The organism is Tsukamurella serpentis (assembly GCF_054780975.1).
Map to the genome: position 1 here is coordinate 72,679 of NZ_BAAGVH010000007.1, position 24,243 is coordinate 96,921.

The 24,243-nt window shown below is 67.9% G+C and carries 22 protein-coding genes, 1 pseudogene and 1 riboswitch; of the genes and pseudogenes, 10 read left to right on the forward strand and 13 right to left on the reverse strand.

The window, feature by feature from the left end; genetic code table 11:
• Positions 1–9 precede the first annotated feature (9 nt).
• The 7 genes from ACYVHG_RS14310 (at position 10) to ACYVHG_RS14340 (ending at position 7,334) form a co-directional block, all read left to right on the forward strand.
• A complete protein-coding gene (locus ACYVHG_RS14310; RefSeq protein WP_461168144.1) occupies positions 10–1,050 on the forward strand; it encodes a FecCD family ABC transporter permease in 1,041 nt (346 codons plus the stop codon).
• On the forward strand, positions 1,050–1,811 hold the full coding sequence (locus ACYVHG_RS14315; RefSeq protein WP_461168145.1) for an ABC transporter ATP-binding protein: 762 nt from the start codon (positions 1,050–1,052) through the stop codon (positions 1,809–1,811). Before ACYVHG_RS14310 ends, ACYVHG_RS14315 begins: the two co-directional genes overlap by 1 nt.
• A 10-nt stretch (positions 1,812–1,821) precedes the next feature.
• Complete coding sequence (locus ACYVHG_RS14320) at positions 1,822–2,826, forward strand: ABC transporter substrate-binding protein (protein ID WP_461168146.1); 1,005 nt, start codon at positions 1,822–1,824, stop codon at positions 2,824–2,826.
• Between the two features lie 64 nt (positions 2,827–2,890).
• Positions 2,891–5,095: a malate synthase G gene (locus ACYVHG_RS14325; RefSeq protein WP_461168147.1), complete on the forward strand. Its 2,205-nt coding sequence runs from the start codon at positions 2,891–2,893 to the stop codon at positions 5,093–5,095.
• Between the two features lie 11 nt (positions 5,096–5,106).
• Positions 5,107–5,919 (forward strand): spermidine synthase, encoded by an 813-nt coding sequence (locus tag ACYVHG_RS14330; RefSeq protein WP_461168148.1) that lies wholly within the window; start codon positions 5,107–5,109, stop codon positions 5,917–5,919.
• A gap of 10 nt (positions 5,920–5,929) precedes the next feature.
• Positions 5,930–7,033, forward strand: a complete 1,104-nt coding sequence (locus ACYVHG_RS14335) for a substrate-binding domain-containing protein (RefSeq protein ID WP_461168149.1) — start codon at positions 5,930–5,932, stop codon at positions 7,031–7,033.
• A 91-nt stretch (positions 7,034–7,124) separates the two neighbouring features.
• A complete protein-coding gene (locus ACYVHG_RS14340; protein WP_461168190.1) occupies positions 7,125–7,334 on the forward strand; it encodes a hypothetical protein in 210 nt (69 codons plus the stop codon).
• 1,016 nt (positions 7,335–8,350) lie between these two features.
• Here ACYVHG_RS14340 and ACYVHG_RS14345 read toward each other — a convergent pair.
• The 10 genes and pseudogenes from ACYVHG_RS14345 to ACYVHG_RS14390 all read right to left on the reverse strand — a co-directional run.
• Positions 8,351–9,208: pseudogene (locus tag ACYVHG_RS14345) on the reverse strand (DUF222 domain-containing protein); the annotation flags it as partial.
• Between the two features lie 56 nt (positions 9,209–9,264).
• Complete coding sequence (gene gcvP, locus ACYVHG_RS14350; protein ID WP_461168150.1) at positions 9,265–12,120, reverse strand: aminomethyl-transferring glycine dehydrogenase; 2,856 nt, start codon at positions 12,118–12,120, stop codon at positions 9,265–9,267.
• Positions 12,121–12,176: 56 nt separating this feature from the next.
• A riboswitch (glycine riboswitch) is annotated at positions 12,177–12,286 on the reverse strand.
• A gap of 103 nt (positions 12,287–12,389) precedes the next feature.
• Positions 12,390–12,953 carry a MerR family transcriptional regulator gene (locus ACYVHG_RS14355; protein ID WP_461168191.1) on the reverse strand — a complete coding sequence of 188 codons (564 nt, stop codon included), beginning with the start codon at positions 12,951–12,953 and terminating at the stop codon, positions 12,390–12,392.
• A 244-nt stretch (positions 12,954–13,197) separates the two neighbouring features.
• Positions 13,198–13,716: a bifunctional nuclease family protein gene (locus tag ACYVHG_RS14360; RefSeq protein WP_461168151.1), complete on the reverse strand. Its 519-nt coding sequence runs from the start codon at positions 13,714–13,716 to the stop codon at positions 13,198–13,200.
• A 43-nt stretch (positions 13,717–13,759) separates the two neighbouring features.
• The gene (gene ftsR, locus ACYVHG_RS14365) at positions 13,760–14,491 is read right to left on the reverse strand and encodes a transcriptional regulator FtsR (protein ID WP_461168152.1); all 732 of its coding nucleotides are present in this window, start codon (positions 14,489–14,491) and stop codon (positions 13,760–13,762) included.
• Between the two features lie 5 nt (positions 14,492–14,496).
• Positions 14,497–14,937 (reverse strand): oxoglutarate dehydrogenase inhibitor Odhl, encoded by a 441-nt coding sequence (odhI, locus tag ACYVHG_RS14370; protein WP_461168153.1) that lies wholly within the window; start codon positions 14,935–14,937, stop codon positions 14,497–14,499.
• 153 nt (positions 14,938–15,090) lie between these two features.
• Entirely contained in the window at positions 15,091–15,495 is a 405-nt protein-coding gene (gene gcvH / locus ACYVHG_RS14375; protein ID WP_461168154.1) for a glycine cleavage system protein GcvH, read from the reverse strand.
• Between the two features lie 122 nt (positions 15,496–15,617).
• On the reverse strand, positions 15,618–16,205 hold the full coding sequence (locus ACYVHG_RS14380) for a CDP-alcohol phosphatidyltransferase family protein (RefSeq protein ID WP_461168155.1): 588 nt from the start codon (positions 16,203–16,205) through the stop codon (positions 15,618–15,620).
• Between the two features lie 7 nt (positions 16,206–16,212).
• Positions 16,213–18,519: an accessory Sec system translocase SecA2 gene (gene secA2 / locus ACYVHG_RS14385; protein WP_461168156.1), complete on the reverse strand. Its 2,307-nt coding sequence runs from the start codon at positions 18,517–18,519 to the stop codon at positions 16,213–16,215.
• A 53-nt stretch (positions 18,520–18,572) separates the two neighbouring features.
• On the reverse strand, positions 18,573–20,060 hold the full coding sequence (locus ACYVHG_RS14390; protein WP_461168157.1) for a M28 family peptidase: 1,488 nt from the start codon (positions 20,058–20,060) through the stop codon (positions 18,573–18,575).
• A gap of 110 nt (positions 20,061–20,170) precedes the next feature.
• On the opposite strand from ACYVHG_RS14390, the gene ACYVHG_RS14395 reads away from it, so the two are divergent.
• Positions 20,171–20,752, forward strand: coding sequence for a maleylpyruvate isomerase N-terminal domain-containing protein (locus ACYVHG_RS14395; protein WP_461168158.1), 582 nt, complete (start codon positions 20,171–20,173; stop codon positions 20,750–20,752).
• Positions 20,753–20,761: 9 nt separating this feature from the next.
• Here the strand turns inward: ACYVHG_RS14395 and ACYVHG_RS14400 are convergent, their stop codons facing one another.
• Entirely contained in the window at positions 20,762–21,202 is a 441-nt protein-coding gene (locus ACYVHG_RS14400; RefSeq protein ID WP_461168159.1) for a nitroreductase/quinone reductase family protein, read from the reverse strand.
• A gap of 379 nt (positions 21,203–21,581) precedes the next feature.
• Between ACYVHG_RS14400 and ACYVHG_RS14405 the strand changes: the two genes are divergently transcribed.
• Positions 21,582–22,505, forward strand: coding sequence for a hypothetical protein (locus tag ACYVHG_RS14405; protein WP_461168160.1), 924 nt, complete (start codon positions 21,582–21,584; stop codon positions 22,503–22,505).
• A gap of 40 nt (positions 22,506–22,545) precedes the next feature.
• On the opposite strand, the gene ACYVHG_RS14410 is transcribed toward ACYVHG_RS14405, so the two are convergent.
• On the reverse strand, positions 22,546–22,965 hold the full coding sequence (locus ACYVHG_RS14410) for a hypothetical protein (RefSeq protein WP_461168161.1): 420 nt from the start codon (positions 22,963–22,965) through the stop codon (positions 22,546–22,548).
• Positions 22,966–22,984: 19 nt separating this feature from the next.
• On the opposite strand from ACYVHG_RS14410, the gene ACYVHG_RS14415 reads away from it, so the two are divergent.
• Positions 22,985–23,305 carry a hypothetical protein gene (locus ACYVHG_RS14415; RefSeq protein ID WP_461168162.1) on the forward strand — a complete coding sequence of 107 codons (321 nt, stop codon included), beginning with the start codon at positions 22,985–22,987 and terminating at the stop codon, positions 23,303–23,305.
• A 311-nt stretch (positions 23,306–23,616) separates the two neighbouring features.
• Here the strand turns inward: ACYVHG_RS14415 and ACYVHG_RS14420 are convergent, their stop codons facing one another.
• Positions 23,617–24,048 (reverse strand): hypothetical protein, encoded by a 432-nt coding sequence (locus ACYVHG_RS14420; protein WP_461168163.1) that lies wholly within the window; start codon positions 24,046–24,048, stop codon positions 23,617–23,619.
• Positions 24,049–24,243 lie beyond the last annotated feature (195 nt).

Genomic DNA, 24,243 nt, shown 5'->3' on the forward strand with positions numbered 1-24,243 from the left:
AGTCGCGGAGTGCGAGTCGTCTCGTCGCGCCGTGTGGCCGTTCTACTTCTGTTCCTGCTGATCTCGCTGACCGGCGCCATGTGGCTGGGTGTCCTGATGGGCACAGTCGACATCGCCTGGGGCGATACCACGCGGTTCGTCTGGGCGTTCCTCAGCGGCGGTGTGATCGCACCCGAGGACGCCACCGCCTACCGGATCGTCGCCGATTCCCGCATCCCGCGCGTGCTCAGTGCCGCGATCGTGGGCGCAGGTCTGAGCGCGATCGGTGTCACCGTGCAGGCCATGGTCCGCAACGCCCTCGCCGATCCGTACGTGCTCGGCATCTCCTCCGGCGCCTCGGTGGGCGCGACCACGGTCGCCCTGTTCGGCGTCTTCGGAACCCTGGGCCTGTACGCCCTCCCGACCGCCGCCTTCCTCGGCGCCCTCGGCGCGACGGCGCTGGTGTACCTGATCGCCTACCGGGGCGGCGGACTGGCACCGATGCGGCTGGTGCTCACCGGCACCGCACTGGCGTACGGATTCTCCGCGATCACCACTGTGCTGGTGTTCGTGGCACCGCGCGGTGACGCCGCTCGCGCCGTGATGTTCTGGCTGTTCGGCAGCCTCTCCCCCTCCACGTGGCGGACCACGGCGCTGCTGGCGATCACCGTCACGATCGGACTGGTGGTACTGCGGCAGAGTGCCCGCCGCCTCAATGCGCTCGCGCTCGGCGACGAGGTCGCGATCTCGGTGGGCATCGCCGCATCGCGGTACCGGTCGCTGCTGTTCGTGCTGACCGCGGCGATGACCGGAGTGATCGTCTCGGTGTGCGGGGCGATCGGGTTCGTCGGACTGGTGGTGCCGCACGTCGCTCGACTCCTGGTGGGCGCCGACCACCGGCGGGTGCTGGTGGTCGCACCGGCACTGGGGGCGGTGTTCCTGGTGCTCGCGGACATCGCCGCGCGCACCGTCGTGCCGCCGCAGGAACTCCCCTTGGGTGCGATCACCGCCGCCGTGGGTGTGCCGTTGTTCGTCGTGCTGATGCGCCGCCGCACGCTCGGAGGTGGCTGATGCGCGTCGAGTACAGCGGGGTCGCGGTCGAGATCGACGGTGCCCGAATCGTCACCGGCGTCGACCTGACCGCCGGGACCGGTGAGTTCATCGGTGTGGTCGGGCCGAACGGCAGCGGGAAGTCGACCCTGCTGCGCTGCGTGTACCGGGCGCTGCGCCCGGCTGAGGGTACGGTCACCGTCGGCGATCGGGACGTGACCGCGGTCAGCCTGGTCGAGAACGCCCGGCAGGTGGCGGCGGTGATGCAACACGCACCCTTCGACATCGGCTTCACCGCCCGGGAGATCGTGGAAACCGGGCGGTTGCCGCACCGCCGCAAGGGAGTTCCGCTGGTGGCGCACCGCCGGGCCGTGGATGCCGCCCTCGCCGCTGCGGGCGCCACCGACCTCGCCGAACGCGGCTTCGGGACACTGTCCGGCGGTGAGGCCCAGCGGGTGCTCATCGCGCGCGCATTCGCGCAGGAGCCGAAGGTCCTGGTGCTCGACGAGCCCACCAACCACCTCGACGTACGGCACCAGTTCGCGGTGCTCGCGGCGGCCCGTGACCTGCGGATCACCGTGATCGCGGTGCTGCACGATCTGAACCTCGCGGCGCAGTACTGCGACCGGCTGTACGTGCTCTCGGACGGAACGCTCGCCTGTTCGGGAACCCCGTCCGACGTGCTCACCCCCGAGGTGATCCGCCGCTACTTCGACATCGACGCCCACGTGATCGCCCATCCCCGCCTGGGAGTGCCCCAGGTGATCTTCGACGACCGGTAAGGAACGCCAGATGAAACGACTTCCCCCGCTGCTGCTCGCCGCCGCGCTCACCGCCGGCTGCGGCGCGACCGTGCAGGACGCCGCTCCTGCGTCGTCGTCGGGTGCACCGGCGAGCGTCACCAACTGCGGAGATCCGTTGACGGTCCCGGGGCCGCCGCAACGTGTGGTGGTCAACGACACCGGGATCGCGGAGATCATGTTCTCCCTGGGCCTGGCCGGCCGGATGGTCGGCTACACCACCTACGACGGTAAGCACGTCGACTACCAGACCTCGCCGTGGAAGGCCGACTTCGACGCCGTGCCGAACCTGGGGACCGGATTCACCCGGGAGGTGATCGCGGCCGCGCGCCCGGACTTCGTGTTCGCCGGCTGGAACTACGGTTTCCGGGAGACCACCGGTGTGACACCGGACTGGGTCCGTTCCATCGGTGCGGTGCCGTACCAGCTCACCGAGGCGTGCCGCCAGCCCGGCAGCACCAAGCGCGGTACGGTGCCCCCGCTCGACGCACTGCTCAAGGACCTCGCCGATATCGGCACGCTGTTCGGTGTCCCGGACCGCGCGGAGAAGCTGATCGCCGACACCAAGGACCGGATCGCGAAGGTGCGCGGTGGGGCACCGTCGGATCCGGCTCGTCAGGCGCGGGTACTGCTGTTCGACAGCGCGACCCCGGATCCGTTCACCTCGGGTCGGACCGGTACCCCGCAGGCGATCATCGAGAACGCGGGCGCGACGAACGTCTTCGCGGATCTGAACGACTCGTGGGTCGCGGCGTCCTGGGAGGCGGCGGCGCAACGTGATCCGCAGGTGATCCTGATCGTCGACTACGGCGTGGGGCCGGAGAACACCCCGGATGCGAAGATCGCCCAGCTGCGCTCGCAGCCGTTGATGGCCGGTACCACCGCGGTGCGGGAGGGCAATTTCGTGGTGCTGCCGTACGCCGCTCTGGTCGAGGGGCCACGAACCCCCGGCAGCATCGAGACCTTGGCTAAGTACCTCCGCTCGAAGGGGTACTGAGGCCCAGCTGAGGGCAGAGTAATCTGATCGACGTACTGCTTGACGACGAAGGGTTGACACAGCCATGGCCGATACCGCCCGCACGTCCGTCGCCGGACTCGATGTCGCGACGGTCCTCTACGACTTCATCAACAATGAGGCCCTTCCGGGTACGGGCGTAGACCAGGCCGCCTTCTGGGCGGGCGCGGCGGAGTTGATCGGCGACCTCGTCCCGAAGAACAAGGCTCTGCTCGTCAAGCGCGATGAGCTGCAGGAGAAGATCGACCAGTTCCACACCGCGAACCCGGGACCGGTCGACTTCCCCGCGTACAAGCAGTTCCTCACCGACATCGGTTACCTGGTGCCCGAGGTGGAGGACGGCGAGATCACCACCTCGGGGGTCGACACCGAGATCACCTCCACCGCCGGACCGCAGCTGGTGGTGCCGATCCTCAATGCGCGGTTCGCGCTCAACGCCGCCAACGCGCGGTGGGGTTCGCTCTACGACGCGCTGTACGGCACCGACGCGATCGCCGAGACCGACGGTGCGGAGAAGACCGTCGACGGCAAGCCGGGGTACAACCCGGTTCGCGGTGACAAGGTGATCGCTTTCGCCAAGGACTTCCTGGACAAGGCCGTGCCGTTGGAGTCCGGCTCGCACGCCGACGTGATCGAGTACCGGCTCGACGGTGCCACGCTGCTGGCCGTCGTGGCCGGCGCGTCCGGGTCCAGCGAGGACTCCACCGTGGGCCTGGCCGATCCGTCGGCGTTCGTCGGCTACGCCGGTGGCCGCACGGCCGATTCCCTGCAGGGTGTGCTGCTGCGGCACAACGGCCTGCACCTGGAGATCCAGATCGATCCGTCGTCGCCGATCGGTTCCACCGACCGGGCGGGGGTCAAGGACGTGCTGGTCGAGTCCGCAGTGTCCACGATCATGGACTTCGAGGATTCGGTGGCGGCCGTCGACGCCGACGACAAGGTGCTCGGTTACCGGAACTGGCTGGGCCTGAACAAGGGCGACCTCGCCGAGGAGGTCAGCAAGGGCGGCAAGTCGTTCACTCGCACGCTGAACCCGGACCGCACCTACACCGCGGTCGACGGTTCCGAGCTGGTGCTGCACGGCCGTTCGCTGCTGTTCGTGCGCAACGTCGGTCACCTGATGACCACCGATGCGATCCTGCTCGACGGTGCGGAGATCGGCGAGGGCATCCTGGACGCGATCGTCACCTCGCTGATCGCGATCCACGGTCTCAGCGGTGACATCAAGAACTCGCGCACCGGCTCGATCTACATCGTCAAGCCGAAGATGCACGGCCCTGAGGAGGTGGCCTTCGCCGCGGAGATCTTCGCCCGGGTGGAGCAGCTGCTGGGCCTGCCCGCACTGACGCTGAAGGTCGGCATCATGGACGAGGAGCGGCGCACCACCGCCAACCTCAAGGCCGCGATCGCCGCCGCCGCAGACCGGGTGGTGTTCATCAACACCGGTTTCCTGGACCGGACCGGCGACGAGATCCACACCTCGATGCTCGCGGGGGCGGTGGTCCGCAAGGGTGAGATGAAGTCGCAGACCTGGATCAAGGCCTACGAGGACTCGAACGTCGACGTCGGCCTGCACGCGGGCCTGCAGCACAAGGCGCAGATCGGTAAGGGCATGTGGGCCATGCCCGATCTGATGGCGGCGATGCTGGAACAGAAGATCGCGCAGCCCAAGGCCGGCGCGACCACCGCGTGGGTGCCCTCGCCGACCGCGGCAACGCTGCACGCGCTGCACTACCACCTGGTGGACGTGTTCGAGGTGCAGAACGAGATCGCCAAGCGTGATCCCGCGTCGGTCGACGACATCCTCACCATCCCGCTCGCCCCGAGCACCGATTTCAGCGAGGAGGAGAAGCGGGAGGAGCTCGACAACAACTGCCAGTCGATCCTCGGCTACGTGGTGCGGTGGATCGATGCCGGCGTGGGTTGCTCGAAGGTGCCGGACATCCACGATGTCGCGCTCATGGAGGACCGGGCCACCCTGCGGATCTCCAGCCAGCTGCTGGCGAACTGGCTGCGCCACGGTGTGGTGACCGAGGACGAGGTGGTGGCCTCGCTGCAGCGGATGGCGCCGGTGGTCGATCAGCAGAACGCCGGTGACCCGGATTACCGCCCGCTGGCACCCGATTTCGATTCGAACATCGCGTTCCAGGCGGCGAAGGACCTGATCCTGCTCGGTGGTGAGCAGCCGAACGGCTACACCGAGCCGATCCTGCACGCACGCCGCCGCGAGTTCAAGGCCGCGAACAGCTGAGCAGCAGGTCCGTGGACCCGTCCGGGCCGGTCGTGATCGAAGCCGATCGTGACCGGCCCGGCGCGTTCACGGTGCTGGTCGACGGGACGCCGCAGAGCTACATCGACACCGGCGATCCGACGAACCTGGTCTTCGAGTACGTCCGCCGGATCGGGCATCTGGCCGACCTGTGCCGGCCCGCCGGTGATCCGGTGACTGCTGTGCACCTGGGCGGCGGCGGATTCACCCTGCCCCGGTACATCGCGGCCACCCGCCCGGGTTCTCGACAACAGGTGCTGGAGATCGACCGCGTCCTGATCGACGCGGTGCGGGCGGCGGCGCCGTTGCCCAAGCGCGAACAGATCAAGATCCGCTGCGCGGATGCGGCGCAGACCGCCTCGGTGCTGCCGGCCGGGATGCACGGCACCGTCGACCTTCTGGTGCTGGACGTGTTCGCCGGGGCGCGTACTCCGGCCGCGTTGACCACCGCCGAGTTCTTCGGCTCGCTGATCCCGCTGCTGGGGGCGGACGCCACGGTCGCGGTGAACGTGGCCGACGGTCCCCCGCTCGGCTTCGCCCGGTCGGTGGCCGCGACGGCGCGGTCGGTGTTCGGGGACGTGGCGGTCGCGGCGGAGCCTGCGGTGCTCAAGGGCCGCCGGTTCGGGAATCTGGTACTGGTGGCGGGTTCGGTGCCGGAGGGTCTGGCGCGGCGACTCGCCGGGGACCCGTTTCCGGGGTCTTTACTCACCGATTCCGAGGTGACCAGGTTCGTCGCCGGTGCGAAGCCGTTCACCAGCGCGAACGCAACCGAGTCCCCGGCGCCGCCGCGCGGTGTCTTCGGGTAGGTTGCTCTCGATGGGATCACACCGTTCTGAAACTCGTTCCCGCGGTATCGCGCGCTGGCTGATCGCCGCGGTCGCCGCGCTGGTCGTGGTGGCCGCGGTGATCGCGGGAATGGTGTGGCTGTCGGAACGGTCCGCACAGGAGGGCCGCGACGCTGCCGCGACCTGCGTCAAGGGCGATCTGCAGGTGCACGTCGCGGCGGCGCCTGCCCTGGTGGAGTCCTTGCGCCGGGTTTCGGAGAACTTCAACGGCTCGGCGGCGGTGTCGGCGGACTACTGTCCGAAGATCGAGATCCGTGGTGTCGATTCGCCGGTGGCGCTGGCTGCGCTTTCGGGCACGTGGGACAGCAAACTCGGAGATGCACCGTCGTTGTGGATTCCGGAGAGCACGGTGTGGACGGCGCGGTTGGCGGCGGCGAAGCCGTCGGTGGTCTCCGGCTCTCCCACCTCGATCGCCTCGTCACCGGTGGTGCTCGCGGTGCGCGGCTCGGCCCGCAAGAGTTTCGACGGACTGCGATGGTTGGATCTGCCGGCGAAGCAGGCCGAGCTGAAGGTGGCTCTGCCCACCGAGGCGGATTCGGACGGGACCTTCCTGGCGGCGCAGTCGGTAGCGGCGGCGGTCGGACGGACCGCGGGTGCGGCCCTGACCGACGAGGCGGCGAAGAGCCCGGTAGTGACCGGCGCTCTGGAGCGGTTGGCGTCGTCGGCACCGAAGTCCACCACGGCGATCGCAGCATTGGATGCGCTCAGCGCGCCGGGCGATGGGGTGCGGGCGGTGCCGGTGACCGAGCAGCAGTTGTACGGCTTCACCCGTGGCCGGGGAGATTCGGCGCCCGTCGCCGTGTACCCGTCCGGGCCGACAGCGGCTGCGACGTACCCTGCGGCCGTCGTAGGCGGCAAGGAGAAGTCCGAGGCGCACGAGCGGGCCGCGGCTGACTTCGTCGCTTTCATCACCGATGGCCAGAACGCCAAACCCCTTGCGGAGGCCGGTTTCCGGGCTGCGGGTCAACCTGCACCGGCGAAGACACCGTCCGTGGCGTTCGGCCCCGTCGAGCCGCTGGCTCCGGCGTCGAACGGTGCGGTGATCGGTATCGCGAACGCGATCAAGACTCGCTGACCGCTCCGCACGTCAGAACGGCGGCGGGCCGTCGTATCGGCGGTCGAGCGGGATCGGGCTGCCGAGCCTGGTCGCGAGATCGTCTTCGACGATGCTGCGGGGCGTGTTCCGTCGGTTGAGCGCATCCTGCATCACGGCGGTATTTCGCCGACGGAGGTGGTCCCGGCGGGCGTGTTCGCGTTGCAGGCGAGTACGGCCGCCGGGGGTCGGGACACTCTGCCGCTGTTCGGGCACGGTCCAGCTCACGCGCGCGAGGTCCGGGAACAGGCGAAGGACGATGCTGCTCGGGTCCACGAGATAGGAGCGGCCATCGGGTGCGGTCCAGAGAATCCGGCCGTCGGGCATCCGGGCGTCGATCCACTCGCCGGCAGTCTTGAGCTGGTGATGCGCGATGCACAGCGGCTGGATCTCGTCGGCGGTGGTACGGCCGCCGAGTTCCGGTGATCGGTGGTCGTACTCACGGCGATGGTCCAATTGGGCACGGGACGCCGGCCGGGTGCAGAACGGGAAGACACAGCGCGGGAACACCAGCCGGACGTAGCGATCGAGGTCTGCCGAAGGCCGGTAGCCGGTGGCGCCTCGGGCACGCACCAGTGCCCGTCGGCAGGGTTCGGCAGTCGGCGCGCTGGAATCACCCCGGCGTTCGGTGTGTCCCGAACCGTTCAGCAGCGGCGAGTCAGCGGGGGGAACGTCAGCTGGTCGGTCCTGCGCACGCCGTTCGCCCGATGGTGGATCCCCGGGTTGTCGCGCGGCCGGACCCGATCCGGGGCCAGTTGTTGGTCCGGAGTCGGCCTCTGAGCCTGCACCTGGCCTCGGGCCTGGGTCTGGGTCTGGGGCGGGGTCACCGTCGTCGGCACCGGCATCGACTCCACCGCCGCGACCTCGGGGGTGGTCGAAGTTCAGGATGATCGTGGACCATGCTCGCTTGAAATCGATTGCAGACCATTGCGATACCGGCGGCGGACAGATCCGATCGTGCGCGGGTTCATCGATTCGATCGGCTGGTGGCGTGGCGGGCGCGGGCTGCTGCGCCCCGTCGACGCGTTCTCCGAAGGGGCGGATCCGGGCATCGGCGCGGTCGGCGAGTTCGCGGGCGTGCCGGCCGGTGATCGGTCCGTGTCCGACCAGGTAGCCCGATTCCGGGCGCTGTCGGACGGCCGCGTCGACGAAGGCACCGTCCGCCGGCTCATCGTGCTGCGGATCGCGGCTCGATGGGACCAGATCACGCTCGTTGATGACGACGTTGATCAAGGTGACGAAGCGTGCCACCACACCATCCGCTTCCGGCTCCCCCGCGTGCCGGGCATCCCGGTACCTGCAGTCCGCCGCTGAGCACTGGCACCCGAGCGTGCCGTAGCCGCGGGTCAGTTGCATGAATCCGTCAGCGCGACGTTGCATCAGGGTGCGCGGATCGTCGGCGCAGGCCGTTTCGGCGATGTGGTCGATCCTGGCGGACAACTCACGAGCATCGTGGGCCGGTAAGAGCGCGAATGCCGCAGCCATCCCGTCGTCCTCGGGACGGAAAGTGACTCGGCGGTCCTGTTCCGCGAGCTTGCGACGCCTCTCGGCGGCCTCCGCATCGATCCCTGCAACCAACAGATCGGCCTCCTCGCGCAGCGCCGGGATCGACAGGACTTCGTAGTCGCGGGTCAGCCTCTCCTGCAGGCGATCGTCGAATTCGCGGACCTGCTCGTGGTCGAGAACCCGTGACCGCGTGAGCGCCACTTCCCCGGCCTTCGGCGAGAGGACACCCTCGCCGACCAAAGCGAACACCTTCGGAATCCGTTCGACGAAACCGACGGCGACCTCGATGGCGTGCAATGCCGCCGCCGGACCGACCCGCAGCAATGTGGCCACCTGGGCTCCGAGAGCCACTTCCGCCGCCGCGAGCCGACGCCGAGCCGCCACGATCTCACCGAAGTCAGCGGGGCGACTGAGGTAATCGGCTTCGCCATCGGCGTACATGGCACGGTGTAGTGCGTACACGCAGGTGAGGGTCCGACAGTAGGCGAGATTCTCGGAACGCCGTTGTTCGAACAATGCCTCCGCGATTTCCCGCTCCCGCCCGTTCGCAGAGACAAGCGCCGGAGAGATCATTCCTCCTGGTAACTCACGCAATGCGACGGGGACCGACATACTGCAATGATACACTCTTTCGAACAAATTGGCAGGCATGTTCGAGTATCGGCCGTATTCGAAACCGATCGGATCGTAGCGTCGGACGTTCGACGCTATTCCGCGAAGGCCTCGATCGGCGGGCACGAGCAAACCAGGTTCCGGTCACCGTAGACACCGTCGATCCGTCGCACCGAAGGCCACACCTTCGCGCGAGCGCCACCGGACGGCAACCCCTGCGGGTACACCGCGATCTCCCGCGAGTAAGGATGCGACCACTCGCCCACCAGGCATTCGGCGGTATGCGGCGCTCCGCGCAGCGGGTTGTCGTCCACCGGCCACTCCCCCGAGGCCACCCGGGCGATCTCGCCGCGGATCGCGATCATCGCCTCGCAGAACTCGTCGATCTCGCCGAGGGACTCGCTCTCCGTGGGCTCGACCATCAGCGTGCCGGCCACCGGGAAGCTCATGGTCGGCGCATGGAAGCCGTAGTCCGCGAGGCGCTTGGCCACGTCGTCGATCGAGACACCGGTCTCCTTGGAGATACCGCGCACATCCAGGATGCACTCGTGCGCAACTCGGCCGTTCTCGCCGGTGTAGAGCACCGGGAACGAGTCATCGAGGCGTGCTGCGATGTAGTTGGCCGAGGCGATCGCGGTCAGCGTCGCCCTCCGCAGGCCCGCGGCGCCCATCATGCGGATGTACGCCCAGGTGATCGGGAGGATCGAGGCGCTGCCGAAGGGTGCGGCGGAGATCGTCGGACCGCTGCCCAGAGAGGGTTCGAGCGGATGTCCGGGCAGGAACGGCGCCAGATGGCTGCGCACGCCGACCGGGCCCACGCCAGGTCCGCCGCCGCCGTGCGGAATGCAGAAAGTCTTGTGCAGATTCAGATGCGAGACGTCGCCGCCGAACTTGCCGGGCCGGGCCAGACCCACGAGGGCGTTCATGTTGGCGCCGTCGACGTACACCTGCCCGCCCGCCTCGTGCACAGCGGCGCAGATCTCGCGCACCTCGTGCTCGTACACGCCGTGCGTGGACGGGTAGGTGATCATGATCGCGGCCAGCTCATCAGCGTGCTTGGCGATCTTCTCCTTCAGGTCCGCGGTGTCCACGTCGCCGGACTCACGAGAGGCCACGACGACCACCTTCAGGCCGGCCATCACCGCGGACGCCGCATTCGTCCCGTGCGCGGACGAGGGGATCAGGCAGACGGTGCGGTGCTCGTCGCCCCGCGACAGGTGATAGTTGCGGATCGCGAGCAGCCCCGCGTACTCCCCCTGCGAGCCCGCGTTGGGCTGCAGCGAGACGTTGTCGTAGCCGGTGATCGCCACCAGCCACTGCTCGAGCTGCGAGATCAGCGCGCGGATGCCGTCCGAATCCGCGGCGGGTGCGAACGGGTGCAGCCGGGAGAACTCCGGCCAGGTGATGGCCTCCATCTCGGCGGTCGCGTTGAGCTTCATGGTGCACGAGCCCAGCGGGATCATCGAACGGTCCAGTGCGATGTCCTTGTCGGACAGCTTGCGCAGGTAGCGCAGCATCGCGGTCTCGGTACGGTAGGCGTGGAAGGCCGGGTGCGTGAGGAACTCGGAGGTCCGGTTCTCGATGTCCGACGGTGCGCCGTCGTCGTACGAGCCGCCGCTGCGGGTGATGCCGAACGCGGCAGTGAGGTTCGCGACGTCCTCGACGGTGCTCGTCTCGTCGAAGGCGACCGAGACGTGATCGTCGTCCACTCGCCACAGGTTGTACCCCGCGATCTTCGCGGCGGCCAGCACGTCGTCGGCGCGGCCGGGTACGGCGACCAGGACCGTGTCGAAGTACGTGTGGTGGACGACGGCGTCACCCAGCGCATCGGCGAAGAGCTTCGCGCGGCCGTGCACGCGCCGCGCGATCGCGGTCAGACCCTCCGGACCGTGGTAGCTGGCGTACATGGCGGCCAGCACCGCCAGCAGCACCTGCGCGGTGCAGATGTTGCTGGTCGCCTTCTCTCGACGGATGTGCTGCTCACGGGTCTGCAGCGCCAGCCGGTAGGCGAGATTGCCGTCGGCGTCCACGGAGACGCCCACCAATCGGCCGGGGATCTGCCGCGCGTGCTTGGAGTGCACCGCGAGGTAGCCCGCATGCGGGCCGCCGAAGCCGAGCGGCACGCCGAAGCGCTGGGTGGTGCCGAAGCAGGCATCTGCGCCCTGCTCACCGGGCGGCGTGAGGAGGGTCATGGCCAGCAGGTCCGCGCCGACAGCGACCAGCGCACCGCGCTCGTGAGCGGCGTCGATGACGGCCTTGACGTCGGCGATCCGCCCGGACGCGCCGGGGGTCTGCAGAACGACACCGAAGAACTCGCCCTCGGGCAGTCCGCCGTCCGGTGCGGTCAGGTCCGCGACCTCCACCTCGATGCCCAGCGGCTCGGCCCGGGTCTCGATCAGCGCCAGGGTCTGCGGGAAGACGTCGCGATCGACGATCAGCCGCGGGCTCTTGGACTTGCCTGCGCGACGCAGCAGCGTCATCGCCTCGGCGGCGGCAGTGGCCTCGTCGAGCATGGAACTGTTGGCGATCTCCATGCCGGTGAGGTCGGAGACCATGGTCTGGAAGTTGAGCAGCGCTTCGAGTCGGCCCTGGCTGATCTCGGGCTGGTACGGGGTGTACGCGGTGTACCAGGCGGGGTTCTCGACGATGTTGCGCAGCAGGACCGGCGGTGTCAGCGTGTCGTAGTAGCCCAGACCGATCATGGACCGGTCGACGGTGTTGCGCTCGGCGAGCGCTCGCAGTTCCGCCAGTGCCTCGTGCTCGTCGACGGGGGCCGGAAGCGCACCCAGACCGTTGTCGTCGGCCGGGTCGAGGATGGCCGACGGGACCGCAGCGCTGGCCAACTCATCGAGGCTGTCAACGCCGATGACCTGCAGGATCTGCTGAAGTTCGGTTGCATCGGGGCCGATGTGGCGGGCGGGGAAGTTGCTCGCGGGAGACGTTTCGGACACTGGGGACCTCCGGGCCGGGTGCCCTCTCCCTCAGTCGCCGGCGGCTCCAGAGGCGCCCAACCCGCATGGTCCTGGTGCCTGAGAGATTGACGGAGAGGTGTTGCTCCTTCGGCGCCTGCGGACCCGTGCCGAGGTACGGTCCGCCGGGCTCTCCCACGCGGTGTCGCGACGCGCAGCGATTCTATCCCACCGCAGTAGGACGCTCGTACGGTGACCTCGGCAGTGGCACGGGCGCGAACCAACGACTCGAAACGAGCCGGTACGGCCGTCTACCCGGTGGCGCGGGCGCGATTGCGCCGGCGCGAAGCGAGCTCGTCCTCCGGGGCGGTCTCGGCGGCAGCACCGTCGGCCCGCTCGCCCGGGAAATCGGCGATCGTGCCGGTGAGCTCGCGCATGGCGCCGGAGACGGCGATACCGAAGACGCCCTGACCGTGCTGGAGCAGGTCGACGACCTCCTCGGCGCTGGTGCACTCGTAGACGGTGGTGCCGTCGGAGAACAGGGTGATCTTGGCGAGGTCCTCGACGCCGCGCGAACGGAGGTGGTCGACGGCGACCCGGATGTTCTGCAGGGAGATGCCGGTGTCCAGCAGTCGCTTGACGATCTTGAGCACCAGGACGTCCTTGAAGGAGTACAGGCGCTGCGTGCCGGAACCGCCGGCACTGCGGATGGACGGCACCACCAGTGAGGTGCGGGCCCAGTAGTCGAGCTGGCGGTAGGTGATGCCCGCGATCTGGCACGCGCTGGGGCCGCGGTAGCCGAGCAGTTCGTCCGGGATGGTGTCGTTCGGGAACAGGCCCGGAGCGATGTCGTCGAGCGCCGCCTGGGTGCCCACGGACGAATCCGCGTGCGGAGCGTTCTGCCCGGTGCCAGCCTGATCGGTCACTGCCGTCTCCCTTGTAGGTCCCGTGCGCACTTAGTAGAGTACGCCTCCCGCCAAGACCCCGCCGGTGTAATTCCGTCGGCGCCATTCGCGGTGTTCGGCGTGAACGCTAGGGGGCGAGAGGCCCCGAATCAACGCGACACACCCATAACCTCAAGTTGAACTTTAGGTCGAGACCCAATCGTGACCTGTGCGGTCAGGACTCCCCCGGACCTTTGAAGTCGTCCGCGGAGATCGAGTCCAGAAACTCCTTGAACGCCTCGACCTCCTCCTCGGCGGGGGCCTCCGACTCGGAATCGTCTGCCTGCGAATCGATCTCCTCATCGGGCAGGATCAGTCCGGCCTCGGCGAGAACCTCATCCTCAGCGTAGATCGGAACCTCCAGCCGCACCGCCATGGCCACCGAATCCGACGGCCGCGCGGAGACGGTCTCGTCACCGTCGAGGACCAGATCGGCGAAGAACGTGCCCTCCTGCAGACCCGTGATGCGCACCTCGGTCACCTGCCGCCCCATCGTCTGCAACAGGTCCACGATCAGATCGTGAGTCAGCGGGCGGCGCGGCTCGACGCCCTGCAACTTGATCGCGATCGCGGTGGCCTCGCCCTGACCGATCCAGATGGGCAGATACCGGGGGCCGGAGACCTCGCGCAGGAGCAGCACCGGATCGTTCTGCGGCGGGTCCATGCGGATGCCCGCGACGGTCATCTCGATCATGTCGTTCAGCTTACCGGCGCACGCCCGGACAGCGATGCACAGATCAGCGGACGGCGTCCTTGACCGCCGCCTTCACCAACTGCGTGTGGAACGTGACCGACAGCGCGGCCAGCTCACGCACCAATTCGGCGGCGCGCTCGGCCGCCCCGGCATCGCCACCGCGAGCCACCGGGTTGGCGATCTGGGCGATCAGCCCGGCCTCCCGGTCTGCGGACGTCTTGAACGCCCGCAGGTGCCGCGCCTCCAGGCCGAACTCCGCCAACGCCTTCGCCGCCTGCACCAACGAGACGGCGTCCTCGTCGAAGAAGCCGGCCTTACCGGACCCGAGCAGCGCCGAGCGCTCCAACTCGCGCAGGAAGGCCTCATCGGCGCCCGAGCGGGCGAGCAGGTCGGCCCGACTGATCCGGGTCTGGCGCCGCGCCGAGAAGTCGGTCGCGGGGGCCGTCTTGGACGAGACCGCCGCGAGCGCGCGGGGCGCACGCGGAGCCGGACCGTCGACCTGCTCACCGCGATCGTGCGCGTCCAGCTGCTCCTTGATGATCTTCAGCGGCAGGTAGTAGTCACGCTGCGCGGTGAGCACGTACTTGAGCCGCTCGCAGTCCTTCACCGAGAACCGCCGATAACCCGACGGGGATCGATCGGGCGTGACCAGACCCTCCGACTCGAGAAATCGGATCTTGGAGATGGTCACGTCCGGAAACTCGTCACGGAGACGTTCGAGGACCGCCCCGATCGACATCGCGCTCGGGGCGGATTCCTGACGTGGCGCCGTCACGGGCTTCAGCCCGCGGCGGGGACGAAGAACACCAGGCGGAACTTACCGATCTGCACCTCATCGCCGTTGGTCAGCGGCGAAGCGTCGACCGGCTCGCGGTTGACGTAGGTGCCGTTGAGGCTGCCCACGTCGACGACGGTGAAACCGCCGTCGACCGAGCGGAACTCCGCGTGGCGCCGCGAGACAGTCACATCGTCGAGGAAGATGTCGCTGTCCGGGTGCCGGCCGGCCGAGGTGGTGTCCTGGTCGAGCAGGAAACGCGATCCCGCGTTCGGGCCGCGCTTGACCACGAGCAGAGCCGCACCGGCCGGGAGGTTCTCGAGCCCGGTGACCGGCGAATCGCTCTCCGGGCCGCCGGAGGCGTCCATCTCGCGGATGATGTCGGCGCGGAAAACCGAAGTGGTCTCAACGGGGGCCGAGTCGTTGCCCTGGTCGTTCTCGCTCACATCGCTCCTTCGTCAGTTACTGCACAGGTTTTTCGACGGCACCTGATGGACGTACCACCACGGTACCGCGCCCGGCGCCGGGGAGGCGTCCGGATTCAGTGGCTCTACAGCCACTCTAAGAAATGCGTCTTCGGTGCGGACCGGGCGGTCCGCTCAGGCCTCGGCCGTGAGGGCCTTGTAGGCGTCCGCGTCGAGCAGTTCGCCCAACGCGGCCTCGAGATCCTCCGGGGAGGCGGCCTCGATCTCCACGATCCAGCCCTCGCCGTACGGATCCGAGTTGATCAGGTCCGGGCTGGAGTCCAGCTCGCCGTTGATCGCGACGACCTTGCCGGACAGCGGCGCGTAGATGTCGGAGACGCTCTTGGTGGATTCCACCTCCGCGAACGAGTCCCCCGAGGTGACCTCGGCGTCGTCCTCCGGGAGCTGCACGAACACCACGTCGCCGAGCTGATCCTGTGCGTAATCGGTGATACCGACGCGCACCACGGTGTCGCTCTTCTTCAACAGCCACTCGTGATCAGGCGTGTACAGGAGTTCGCCGGGGAAACTGGCACTCAACGTGAATTCCTTTCGCGAGGGCGGCGCGGACTGCGCAGCGGTTACAACTTAGTGGGCCGCATCGAGTTCGAGCAACACGCCCCCGGCTATCGGATCCCCTACCGGACCCGCTACCGGACCCGCTACCGAACTCTGGGCAGCCGGCGTACCACGAGCACCGTCTGCCACCAGTACAGGCACAGGGTCCACCAGTACATGCCCAGGCCCCAGATCAGGAACGCCCAGCCCAGCGGATGCATCGCCGCGCCGAACCAGTTGTCGAACGTGCCGGCCAGCAACATCGGCAGGGCGTACATCAGCGCCATCGTGGCCGCCTTACCCAGGTACAGCGTCGGCAGCGCGGTCAGCCCGCGACTGCGCAGCAGCGGCACGGTTCCGGCGAGCACCACCTCCCGGCCGATCACCACGGCGATCACCCACCACGGCAGGATCTCCCGGACTCCGAAGGCGATCGGGACGACGATCATGTACAGCCGGTCGGCGGCGGGATCGAGCAGCTCCCCGATCCGGGTCTGCTGATCGAGCAGGCGGGCCAGCTTGCCGTCGAGCCAATCGGTGAAGCCGGACACCATGAGCACCACCAGCGCCCAGCCGTCGCTGTGCTGAACCAACAGCAGCCACAGGAAGAGCGGCACCCCCAGCAGCCGCAGCACGCTGAGCGCGTTCGGGACGTTCAGCGGGCTCGCTCCGGCTTCCCGGCTGTCGTTCACACCCGGCTCAGATCATCCCGAACATGTTCGCCATGCCCTTCGTGGCGAACGGATTGTCGTGCACCATGTAGGTCCAGGTGAGAGTGTTCCGGCCGAGGGCGGCACCGTCGAGATCGATGCCCGTCCCGGTGATCTCGGCCTCACGCAGGGTCTCCCGGGCACGGCGGACCGCCTCGTCGGGGAGCTTGCGGAACTCCTCGATCACCAGGCGGTGGAACTCGTCGAGCGGCGACTGCCTGCCCAGGGCACGCAGGTGGATCGTGGTCTGCACCTCGGAGACGAAGGCCAGGTGCTCGGCCCAGGCCCGATCCAGGTGGAACAGGAAGGCCTCACGCGCGGCCTGTTCGAGCACCTCGTCGGAGATCCCCGACTTCCGCAGCTCCGCCAGCCGCTCCGGCTCGAATTCGCCGAAGTCGGACAGCGGCCGGTCCGTGGTGAGCAGGGTGTGCCTGCGGGCCATCACCAGATCGCGCTGCTGGTTGACCAATTGGTTGTAGCGCCAGGTGTTCGCGTGGGTCTCCAGCATGCCCCCCTCGGCCACCCGCTGCGCCGAGTCCAGCATGTCGGCGGCCTTACCGCGCGGAAACTCGCCGGTCTCGGGGTCGGCGCCGCCGGGCGAGCGCTTGAGCGGCAGGTGCCGGTCGACGATCGGGTCCTCCACGGAGGCGAAGATCACCGAGGTGCCCGGGTCGCCCTGGCGGCCGGCGCGGCCACGCAGCTGCTGGTCCAGCCGTTCGGTGTCGTGCAGACCGGTGCCGACCACGGCGAGACCGCCGAGCTCGGCGACCTCGTCGTGCTCGGCGCTGTCATCGCCAGCGGCGTGCCCGCCGAGCTTGATGTCGGTGCCGCGTCCGGCCATCTGGGTCGAGACGGTGACCGCGCCCCGGGTTCCGGCGTCCGCGATGATCCGGGCCTCGTCGGCGTCGTTCTTGGCGTTGAGGACGGTCGCGATAACCCCGGAGATCTTGAGCATGTGCGCGAGTTCCTCCGACTCGGCAACGTCGTGGGTGCCGATCAGCACCGGCTGGCCGGTCTCGTGCACCTCCCGCACGTACTCGACGATCGCGGCCACCTTGTTGCCCTTGTTGTCGAAGACCCGCATCGGCTGATCGATCCGGATGGTGGGCGTGTTCGGCGGGATCTGCGAGACACCGAGGTCGTAGAACTGACGCAGCTGCTCACCGGCGGCGATGGCGGTACCGGTCATTCCGCACACCAGGGCGTAGCGCTGCAGCAGCGCCTGCACCGTGATGGTGTCGATCACCTCACCGGAGTCGGTCTGCGACAGGCCCTCCTTGGCCTCGACCGCTGCCTGCAACCCGTCCGGCCAGCGCTGCAGTTCGGCGACGCGGCCGCGGGAGGAGTTGATCAGTTTCACCTGACCGTCGCGCACGATGTAGTGCACGTCCCGCTCCACCAGCGCATACGCGTGCAGCGCGATGTTCACCTGCGGCAACGTCGAGGCCACGTGCAGGTCGGAGTACAGGTCGATCCCACCCAGTTCCTGCTCGACCAGCTTGGCACCGTCGTCGGTGAGGAAGGCCGATTTGCCGTCGGCGTCGATCTCGAAGTGCTTGTCCTGCCGCAGCTTCGCCACGACCTCCATGATCGCGGCCTGCGGGACGTCACCGCGGACCGAACCGGCCAGCACCAGCGGGATCAGGGCCTCGTCGACCAGGACCGAATCGGCCTCGTCCACGATCGCCACGTCGGGCTCGGGTGAGAGCAGGTCCTCGGCGCGGGTGGCGAGTTGATCGCGCAGCACGTCGAAACCGATCTCGTTGACCGAGCCGTACACCACGTCCCGGGCGTAGGCGGCGCGCCGCTCCTCCCGGGTCGACGATTCGGCCACGTACCCGACGGTGACGTCGAGCAGATCGAAGAAGGGCTTCATCCACTCGGCATCGCGCCGGGCCAGGTAGTCGTTGGGCGAGATCACGTGCACGCTGCGGCCGCCCAGAGCCATTCCCGCCGCTGCGATCGCCCCGGCGAGGGTCTTGCCCTCGCCGGTCGCCATCTCGATCACGTCACCCTCGAGAAGCCGATCCGCACCCTGGAGCTGCACGTCGAACGGGCGCAGGCCCAGAGCCCGCTGGGCGCCCTCGCGGGCGATCGCGATGAACTTCGCACGGTCCTGCGACTTGACGGCGTAGACGTCCAGCGCCAGGGCGGCATCCGGGAATTCGGCGTCGCTGAGCGACTGCGCCCACTCGTCGAACGCGGAGGACTGCTCGATCAGCGCCACGGACCGGGACTGGTTCCGTGTGCTCTGCGCGCCGAGCACCTTCCACATCTTGTTGCTGAACCTGCCCACGTGACCTCCGCGTTCGACACTGCACCTTTGGCGCTGACGAGCCTACCGGTGCGTCACAGCGCCGCGAAGTACGCCGTGGACCACGCGACCGATCCGATCGACACCCGGTACATGTCGCGGTTGATGTTGTCGATGGTGTCGAGTGGGCTGTGGTAATTCGGGTCGAAGATCTCCCCGGCGGTGCCGCCCCACTGTCGCTGCTGCTCGGGCGTCTTCTTGCCGTCGGCGCCGGTGTCCATACCGCCCGAGGCGATGCCGGCCTCCTTGAACGGGCCGTAGTCCGAGCGGCCGTCGAAGGCCGACGCCTCCACCGGCACGTTGCGCCACGCGAAGTAGTTGCGGAAGACCTGCTCGATCACACCGGACCCGGCCGGGCCGGCGCCGCCGGCGAGTTTGGAGGAACCGTCACCGTCGAAGGTGAAGTAGCCACCGTTGGGCGAACCGAGCATGTCGAAGTTGAGGTAGCGCGAGATCTTCGCCGCCTGCTCCGGGCCGAGCGAGGAGACGTAGTGCTCGGAACCGACCAGTCCCTCCTCCTCGGCGCCCCACAGCGCGAACCGGACCTTGTTCTTGACGTCGGCGTTCGCGCCGAGCTTGGCCGCGGTCTCCAGCAGTGCGGCCGAACCGGTCCCGTTGTCGTTGATTCCGGGGCCCTCGGTGACGCCGTCCAGGTGCGCACCCACCACCTGCACCTTGTCGGCATCGCCCTTGGCGGTCTCGGCGATCACGTTCCAGGTCTTGGCCTTCTCGGTCTTGGCGTCGACGGTGAGCGTGAGGTCCTGACCATCGGTGATGGGTGCGTTGCGGGCGACGCCGACGACGGCGATCGAGGCACCGTCCTCGAGGCCGAGGGTTCCGCCCTTCCAGTCACCGTCGGCGTTGTTGGTGATGACCAGCGCCTTCGCACCCTTCGCTGCGGCGGCCCGGTACTTCTCGCCGAACGCGCACTGACCACGCTGGACCACCGCGATCGAGCCCTCGGTGACCTTCTCCAGATCACCGGCGGTGCAGCCGAGGTTGCCGGTCACGACGGCCTTGGCGGTGACGGTGCCGTTGGTCGCTCCGGAGAACGACAGCGCGGCGGCCTGGACGGGCGCGCCGGCGGCCGCGACCTCGACCTTCGACGCCGACCAGACCGCGGTGGAGAACTCCTGCCGCATCGGATTGAAGCCGGCCTCGCGCAGCACCTGCTCGGCGTACTCGACGCTCTGCTCGTACCCGGGCGAGCCGAGCGCACGGTTGCCGCCGTTGCGGTTGGCGATGTCCTGGAAGGTCTCCAGGTGCTTGACGGCCCCGTCGAGGGTCACCGCGTCCGCGAGTTCCCGGGCCTTGGCGGTGGCCGCCGGGTCGTCGGCGACGCCCGCAGGAGCCGGCCGTGCCGCACTGCTGCTCGGGGCCTTCGACGATGAACCCGCTGCCGATGTACTCGCCGGACCGGCACCCTGTTCCCCCGAGGTGCCGCAACCCGCTGCGGTGAGACTCATCGCCGCGATGAGGGCGGCGACCCGGACACTGGTTGAGTTCTTTCGCCTGACTGACATTCGCCCATTAGATACCAGGTTGCGCCGGCGTGCGCGCGGATCCACGAGGAGACCACGTCCGATCTCCGCTTCGGGCTCCACCGGCGGCGCACCCGTGCGACAGTGGCTTCATGACCGAACTCGCCGGCCTTTCCCCCGCGCTCCGTCACCGCACCGTCGCAGGTGGTTTCGCCGACATCGCGAACACCATCACCGACTGGGATGCGCAGACTCCGGTCCCCGAGTGGAAGGCCCGCGACGTGGTCGGGCACCTGGTGCAGTGGCTTCCCGGGTTCCTTCGGGCCGCAGGGGTGGATCTACCGGGTGCACCGTCCGATGCGGCCGCTCCCGCCGCGGCTTTCGGGCAGCTCAGCGAGGCGGTTCAGGCGCTTCTCGACGGTCCGGACTCCACTCGGGTGGTGACCATGCAGATGGTCGGTGAGATGCCGCTCGCGGAGCTGATCGACCGCTTCTATACCGCGGATGTGTTCATGCACACCTTCGACCTGGCGCGCTCGAACGGGCTCACGCCCGATCTGGATGCGGGGTTCGCGGCGGAGTTGCACGGCGGCCTGGTGGCGATGGGTCCGATGCTCCAGGAATCCGGCCAGTTCGGTGCCCCGATCCCGGTGCCCGACGGTACCGACGAGGTGACCTCGCTGATGGCCTTCATCGGCCGGGATCCCGGTTTCCCGGGCACCACGCGGAGGTAGCCGCGGGCGTCAGCGCGGAGTGCAGATGACGACCGGGATGTTGCGCTCGGTGCGCTTCTGGTAGCCCTCGTATCCCTTGTACACCTTGACGATCTGCGGCCAGAGCTGTGCCTTCTCGGCATCGCCGGCGACCCGAGTGGTCCACGGCGTGGTCACCTCGTCGACGGTGATCTCCACGTCCGGGTTCGCGGCGAGGTTGCGGAACCAGTCGGGGTCGGTGGAGTGCCCGCCCTTGGACGCGACCAGCACCAGGCGCTCCGCGGAGTAGATCGGCGCGGTCAGCATCGTGGATCGTCGCTGACCGGACTTGCGGCCGATGGTGTGCAGTTCCAGGGTCTGCATGCCCAGGAGGCGGCGTGGGAACCGTCCTCCGGTGAGCGCGAGCAGCGCGCGGTGTCCTCCTTCGAGCGCTCGTGCACCGAGTTCAGCGACCTTGTCCGAAGTAGTCATGCCACCATCATGCCCCGATCCGCAGGATGACGACGGGTCTAGCCGGTTCTCACCGTGCGCGCCGGAAACGACGATGTCCCAAGACACATCGTGTCTTGGGACATCGTTGTCGGGCTGACAGGATTTGAACCTGCGACCACTTGACCCCCAGAAGCTCGCTGGATGTGGAACCGCGTAGCGCTCAGTCTAGTACGTGCTGGTCAGAGCGGTTCAGTGTCCAGAGCGTATAGCGCCGTATGGGCCTGTTTCTGCGCGTCTTGGCCCACTGTTGGCCCACTGTCGGGGTTTGGGCCGGTGCCGCCGAGACGGTCACACAGCTACGGAGACAGACTGTCGGACCTCGCGCGTAGGGTCATCCGAACCAGCGAGAGGAAGATCGATGAATCGAGCGGAGCGACGACGTGCGGCGCGTAACGGGCAGCGGCCGGGGCCATTCCCCGGGCCAGCTCGAAGTGACGAGGACCGGCTGTTTCATGCGACGACGAACTACGAGGTGTCGCGCCAGTGGGTCCGGGAAGAGTTCGGAAAGCTCCACGCCCTCATGGGGCTGATCGAGGAGGGGCTGAACGCCGCTTCTGACCCTGATCCTGACCATTGGTTCCCAAACAACATCACGGCGCTCGCGTGTCTGACGCGCGCGTATCAGTCCATCCAAGCCGCCGCGAACCTGTGCGCGATGGGCTTCTACGTCGAGGCGAACGCAACTGTCCGAGGAGCGTATGAGGCCGCCGGTCTCGCGCGAACGCTGGCGAAGAAGACCGACGTTGCCGAGCGGTGGATTCATTCCAATGAGTGGGTGAAAGACAAGCTGTCGAAGGAGTTCGCCGACGAGATGATGATGGGCGACGGTGAGCCAGGTGGGCGATCACCGCACTGGGAGTGCTACCAGCACCTCAGCAGGTGGGCGCACCCGCTCGCCAGCTCCACATTGCGGTTCTTGTTCGACCGCGACGGCGGGTACGAAATGAGTCTCTACCCTCAGCCCGACGAGCAGGAGTTCCGCGACACAGCCCGCTTCATCACTATCCAGGCACTGTTCGTGGCCTTCACCTTCAAGAACGCATCAATTAGCGAGTTCGCGATACCGGCCTATTGGCTCCAAAGCTTGCAGCAGGTTGCGCAGTTGATCACCGGTGACGACCTCGAACATCTAGACCGCGATTGGGAGCGTCATCAAGCCGAGTATGAGCGGATCGCGGACGGAATACGGCACACCTCTGAACTTCAAGAGACACTGGTAACTGACCCCAATAGCTTTCGTAACCGGCAGGCGCACAACGCCCCTCCTGAGCCTGAGACGTGAGCTATCGACGCTACGCCCCTTCGATCTCGCGGCAGTGGGACTACTTCTGCGCACGCGGCCCGGGGTACGGGGCAGCTCGCCGGGACTGTGCAGCAGGGATGGGAAGTGTCACCGGATCGCCGTCGTTCGTCGCGTTCAACGCGTCCCTGCCCTTCGCGGTGATCACATAGAGCCGGGACCGTCCCGTGGTGGGTCGCAGGGCTGCCAGTCCCCGCTCGGTCGCGAGGGCCAGCGCCTTATCGGTGATGTCCTTCTTGCCGCCGACGGCCTGCTTGATCTTGGTCGACATGAGGCCCCCGTCATTCTTGTTGTCCTTGTCGACCTCCGCGTCGGCGAGAGCATCGAGAACCTCGTTCAGCCGTGCCTCCACGGTGTCGTTCCGCGCGGTGGCCGCGCGGTTGCCGCCCGCGTAGGCCAGACGCCCCGTCGACCGGTCGAACGTCAACAGCCCCTCGCCCACCGGATCCTCGACATTTCGGATGTCAGGCGCGACGGAGCTTGCCCTGGCCATCGGTGTGCCGTGGGACGAGCGCAGCCTGGTCGCTGTGCGTGAGGACGGCGAGCCGATCACACCGGACTGGTACTCGGCTGAGTTCGAACGTCTGCGGGCCGCGACCGGTCAGCGGCGGATCACGCTCAAGGGCCTGCGCGCGTCGTCGGAATCGGCCCTGCTCGCGCGCGGTGTCCCGCTGCATGTCTCGGCCGCGTGGCACGGCCACTCCGAGGCGGTGGCGTTGGCTCACTACGCGCGCGCCCAGGAGGACGATCTGCGGCGGGCAGGCGCGTCGCTGTTCGGGTGAGCTGTGGCCCGCTGTTGGGCCACCGTCCACTGCGTGCCGATCCTTATGGCCCACTGTTGGCCCACTGACCCACCAACGAAGAAAGCCAGGTCGGAGGTTTTACCCTCTGACCTGGCTTTTTGTTGTCGGGCTGACAGGATTTGAACCTGCGACCACTTGACCCCCAGTGACCCAACCAGCGACTAACCACGTCCGGCCAGTCTGAATAAGTCCAGGTCAGAGCGTTTCGAACGTTCACGCTGTATCGCTGAATCTGACCAGTTTGGGGGTGTCTTGACACGATGGCTGACACGATGAGGACGCTCACTCGTCTAGGGCGCGAGCATGTTCCCGCCTGCGCCGCCAAGCGCTCCGATGGCGACCGAGTAGAGCGCACCCTTGAGGGACAGCCCGAGCTGTCGTGCCCTGCTCCGCTCCTCCTCGGGTTGCGTGTCGTCCGCTGCCACTGCCTCGAATGCAGCAATCAGCCGGTCGAGCTGGTTCTCAGGCGTAGGCCACTGCCCCGCCACTCTGAGAGCATCGCCGGTCGGTGCTCCCACGAACAGGATCTCGCCGCCGTGGTCCCTCGCGGGCTCCTCGAAATACGGCTCACGGTAGAGCGCCCGCAGTGCCCGACTGACCGTCGCCTCATCGAACCCGGTCGCTTCCGCGATTCTGAATGGCTGTGATCCGGCTCCGGTCTCGTAGAGCTCCACCACGGCGCGGAGGACGGGCAGATCTCGGGTAGTCCAGGTGTCAGCCATGATCCGAGGATATGGACTCCCCCGCGCCGGGCGAGCACGTTCGGAGCAACCGCAATTAGTCAGACGTTATCGCCAAACTCGGCAACCACGGTTGTCTTTTCGACCCGTTCGTCCAATCTGTCCAACCTGTCAGGTACATTTCCGCTCACGCGCGGGGGGCGCTGTGCCCCTCGTCACTATCCCGAGAACACGAGG

Coding starts and splice junctions, on each gene's coding strand:
- ACYVHG_RS14395 (WP_461168158.1), top strand. CDS start 20,171: ATGACCGAACTCGCCGGCCTTTCCCCCGCGCTCCGTCACCGCACCGTC.
- ACYVHG_RS14390 (WP_461168157.1), bottom strand. CDS start 20,060: ATGTCAGTCAGGCGAAAGAACTCAACCAGTGTCCGGGTCGCCGCCCTC.
- ACYVHG_RS14420 (WP_461168163.1), bottom strand. CDS start 24,048: ATGGCTGACACCTGGACTACCCGAGATCTGCCCGTCCTCCGCGCCGTG.
- ACYVHG_RS14340 (WP_461168190.1), top strand. CDS start 7,125: ATGCTGCGGGGCGTGTTCCGTCGGTTGAGCGCATCCTGCATCACGGCG.
- ACYVHG_RS14320 (WP_461168146.1), top strand. CDS start 1,822: ATGAAACGACTTCCCCCGCTGCTGCTCGCCGCCGCGCTCACCGCCGGC.
- ACYVHG_RS14325 (WP_461168147.1), top strand. CDS start 2,891: ATGGCCGATACCGCCCGCACGTCCGTCGCCGGACTCGATGTCGCGACG.
- ACYVHG_RS14335 (WP_461168149.1), top strand. CDS start 5,930: ATGGGATCACACCGTTCTGAAACTCGTTCCCGCGGTATCGCGCGCTGG.
- ACYVHG_RS14405 (WP_461168160.1), top strand. CDS start 21,582: ATGAATCGAGCGGAGCGACGACGTGCGGCGCGTAACGGGCAGCGGCCG.
- ACYVHG_RS14415 (WP_461168162.1), top strand. CDS start 22,985: ATGTCAGGCGCGACGGAGCTTGCCCTGGCCATCGGTGTGCCGTGGGAC.
- ACYVHG_RS14360 (WP_461168151.1), bottom strand. CDS start 13,716: ATGATCGAGATGACCGTCGCGGGCATCCGCATGGACCCGCCGCAGAAC.
- ACYVHG_RS14315 (WP_461168145.1), top strand. CDS start 1,050: ATGCGCGTCGAGTACAGCGGGGTCGCGGTCGAGATCGACGGTGCCCGA.
- ACYVHG_RS14400 (WP_461168159.1), bottom strand. CDS start 21,202: ATGACTACTTCGGACAAGGTCGCTGAACTCGGTGCACGAGCGCTCGAA.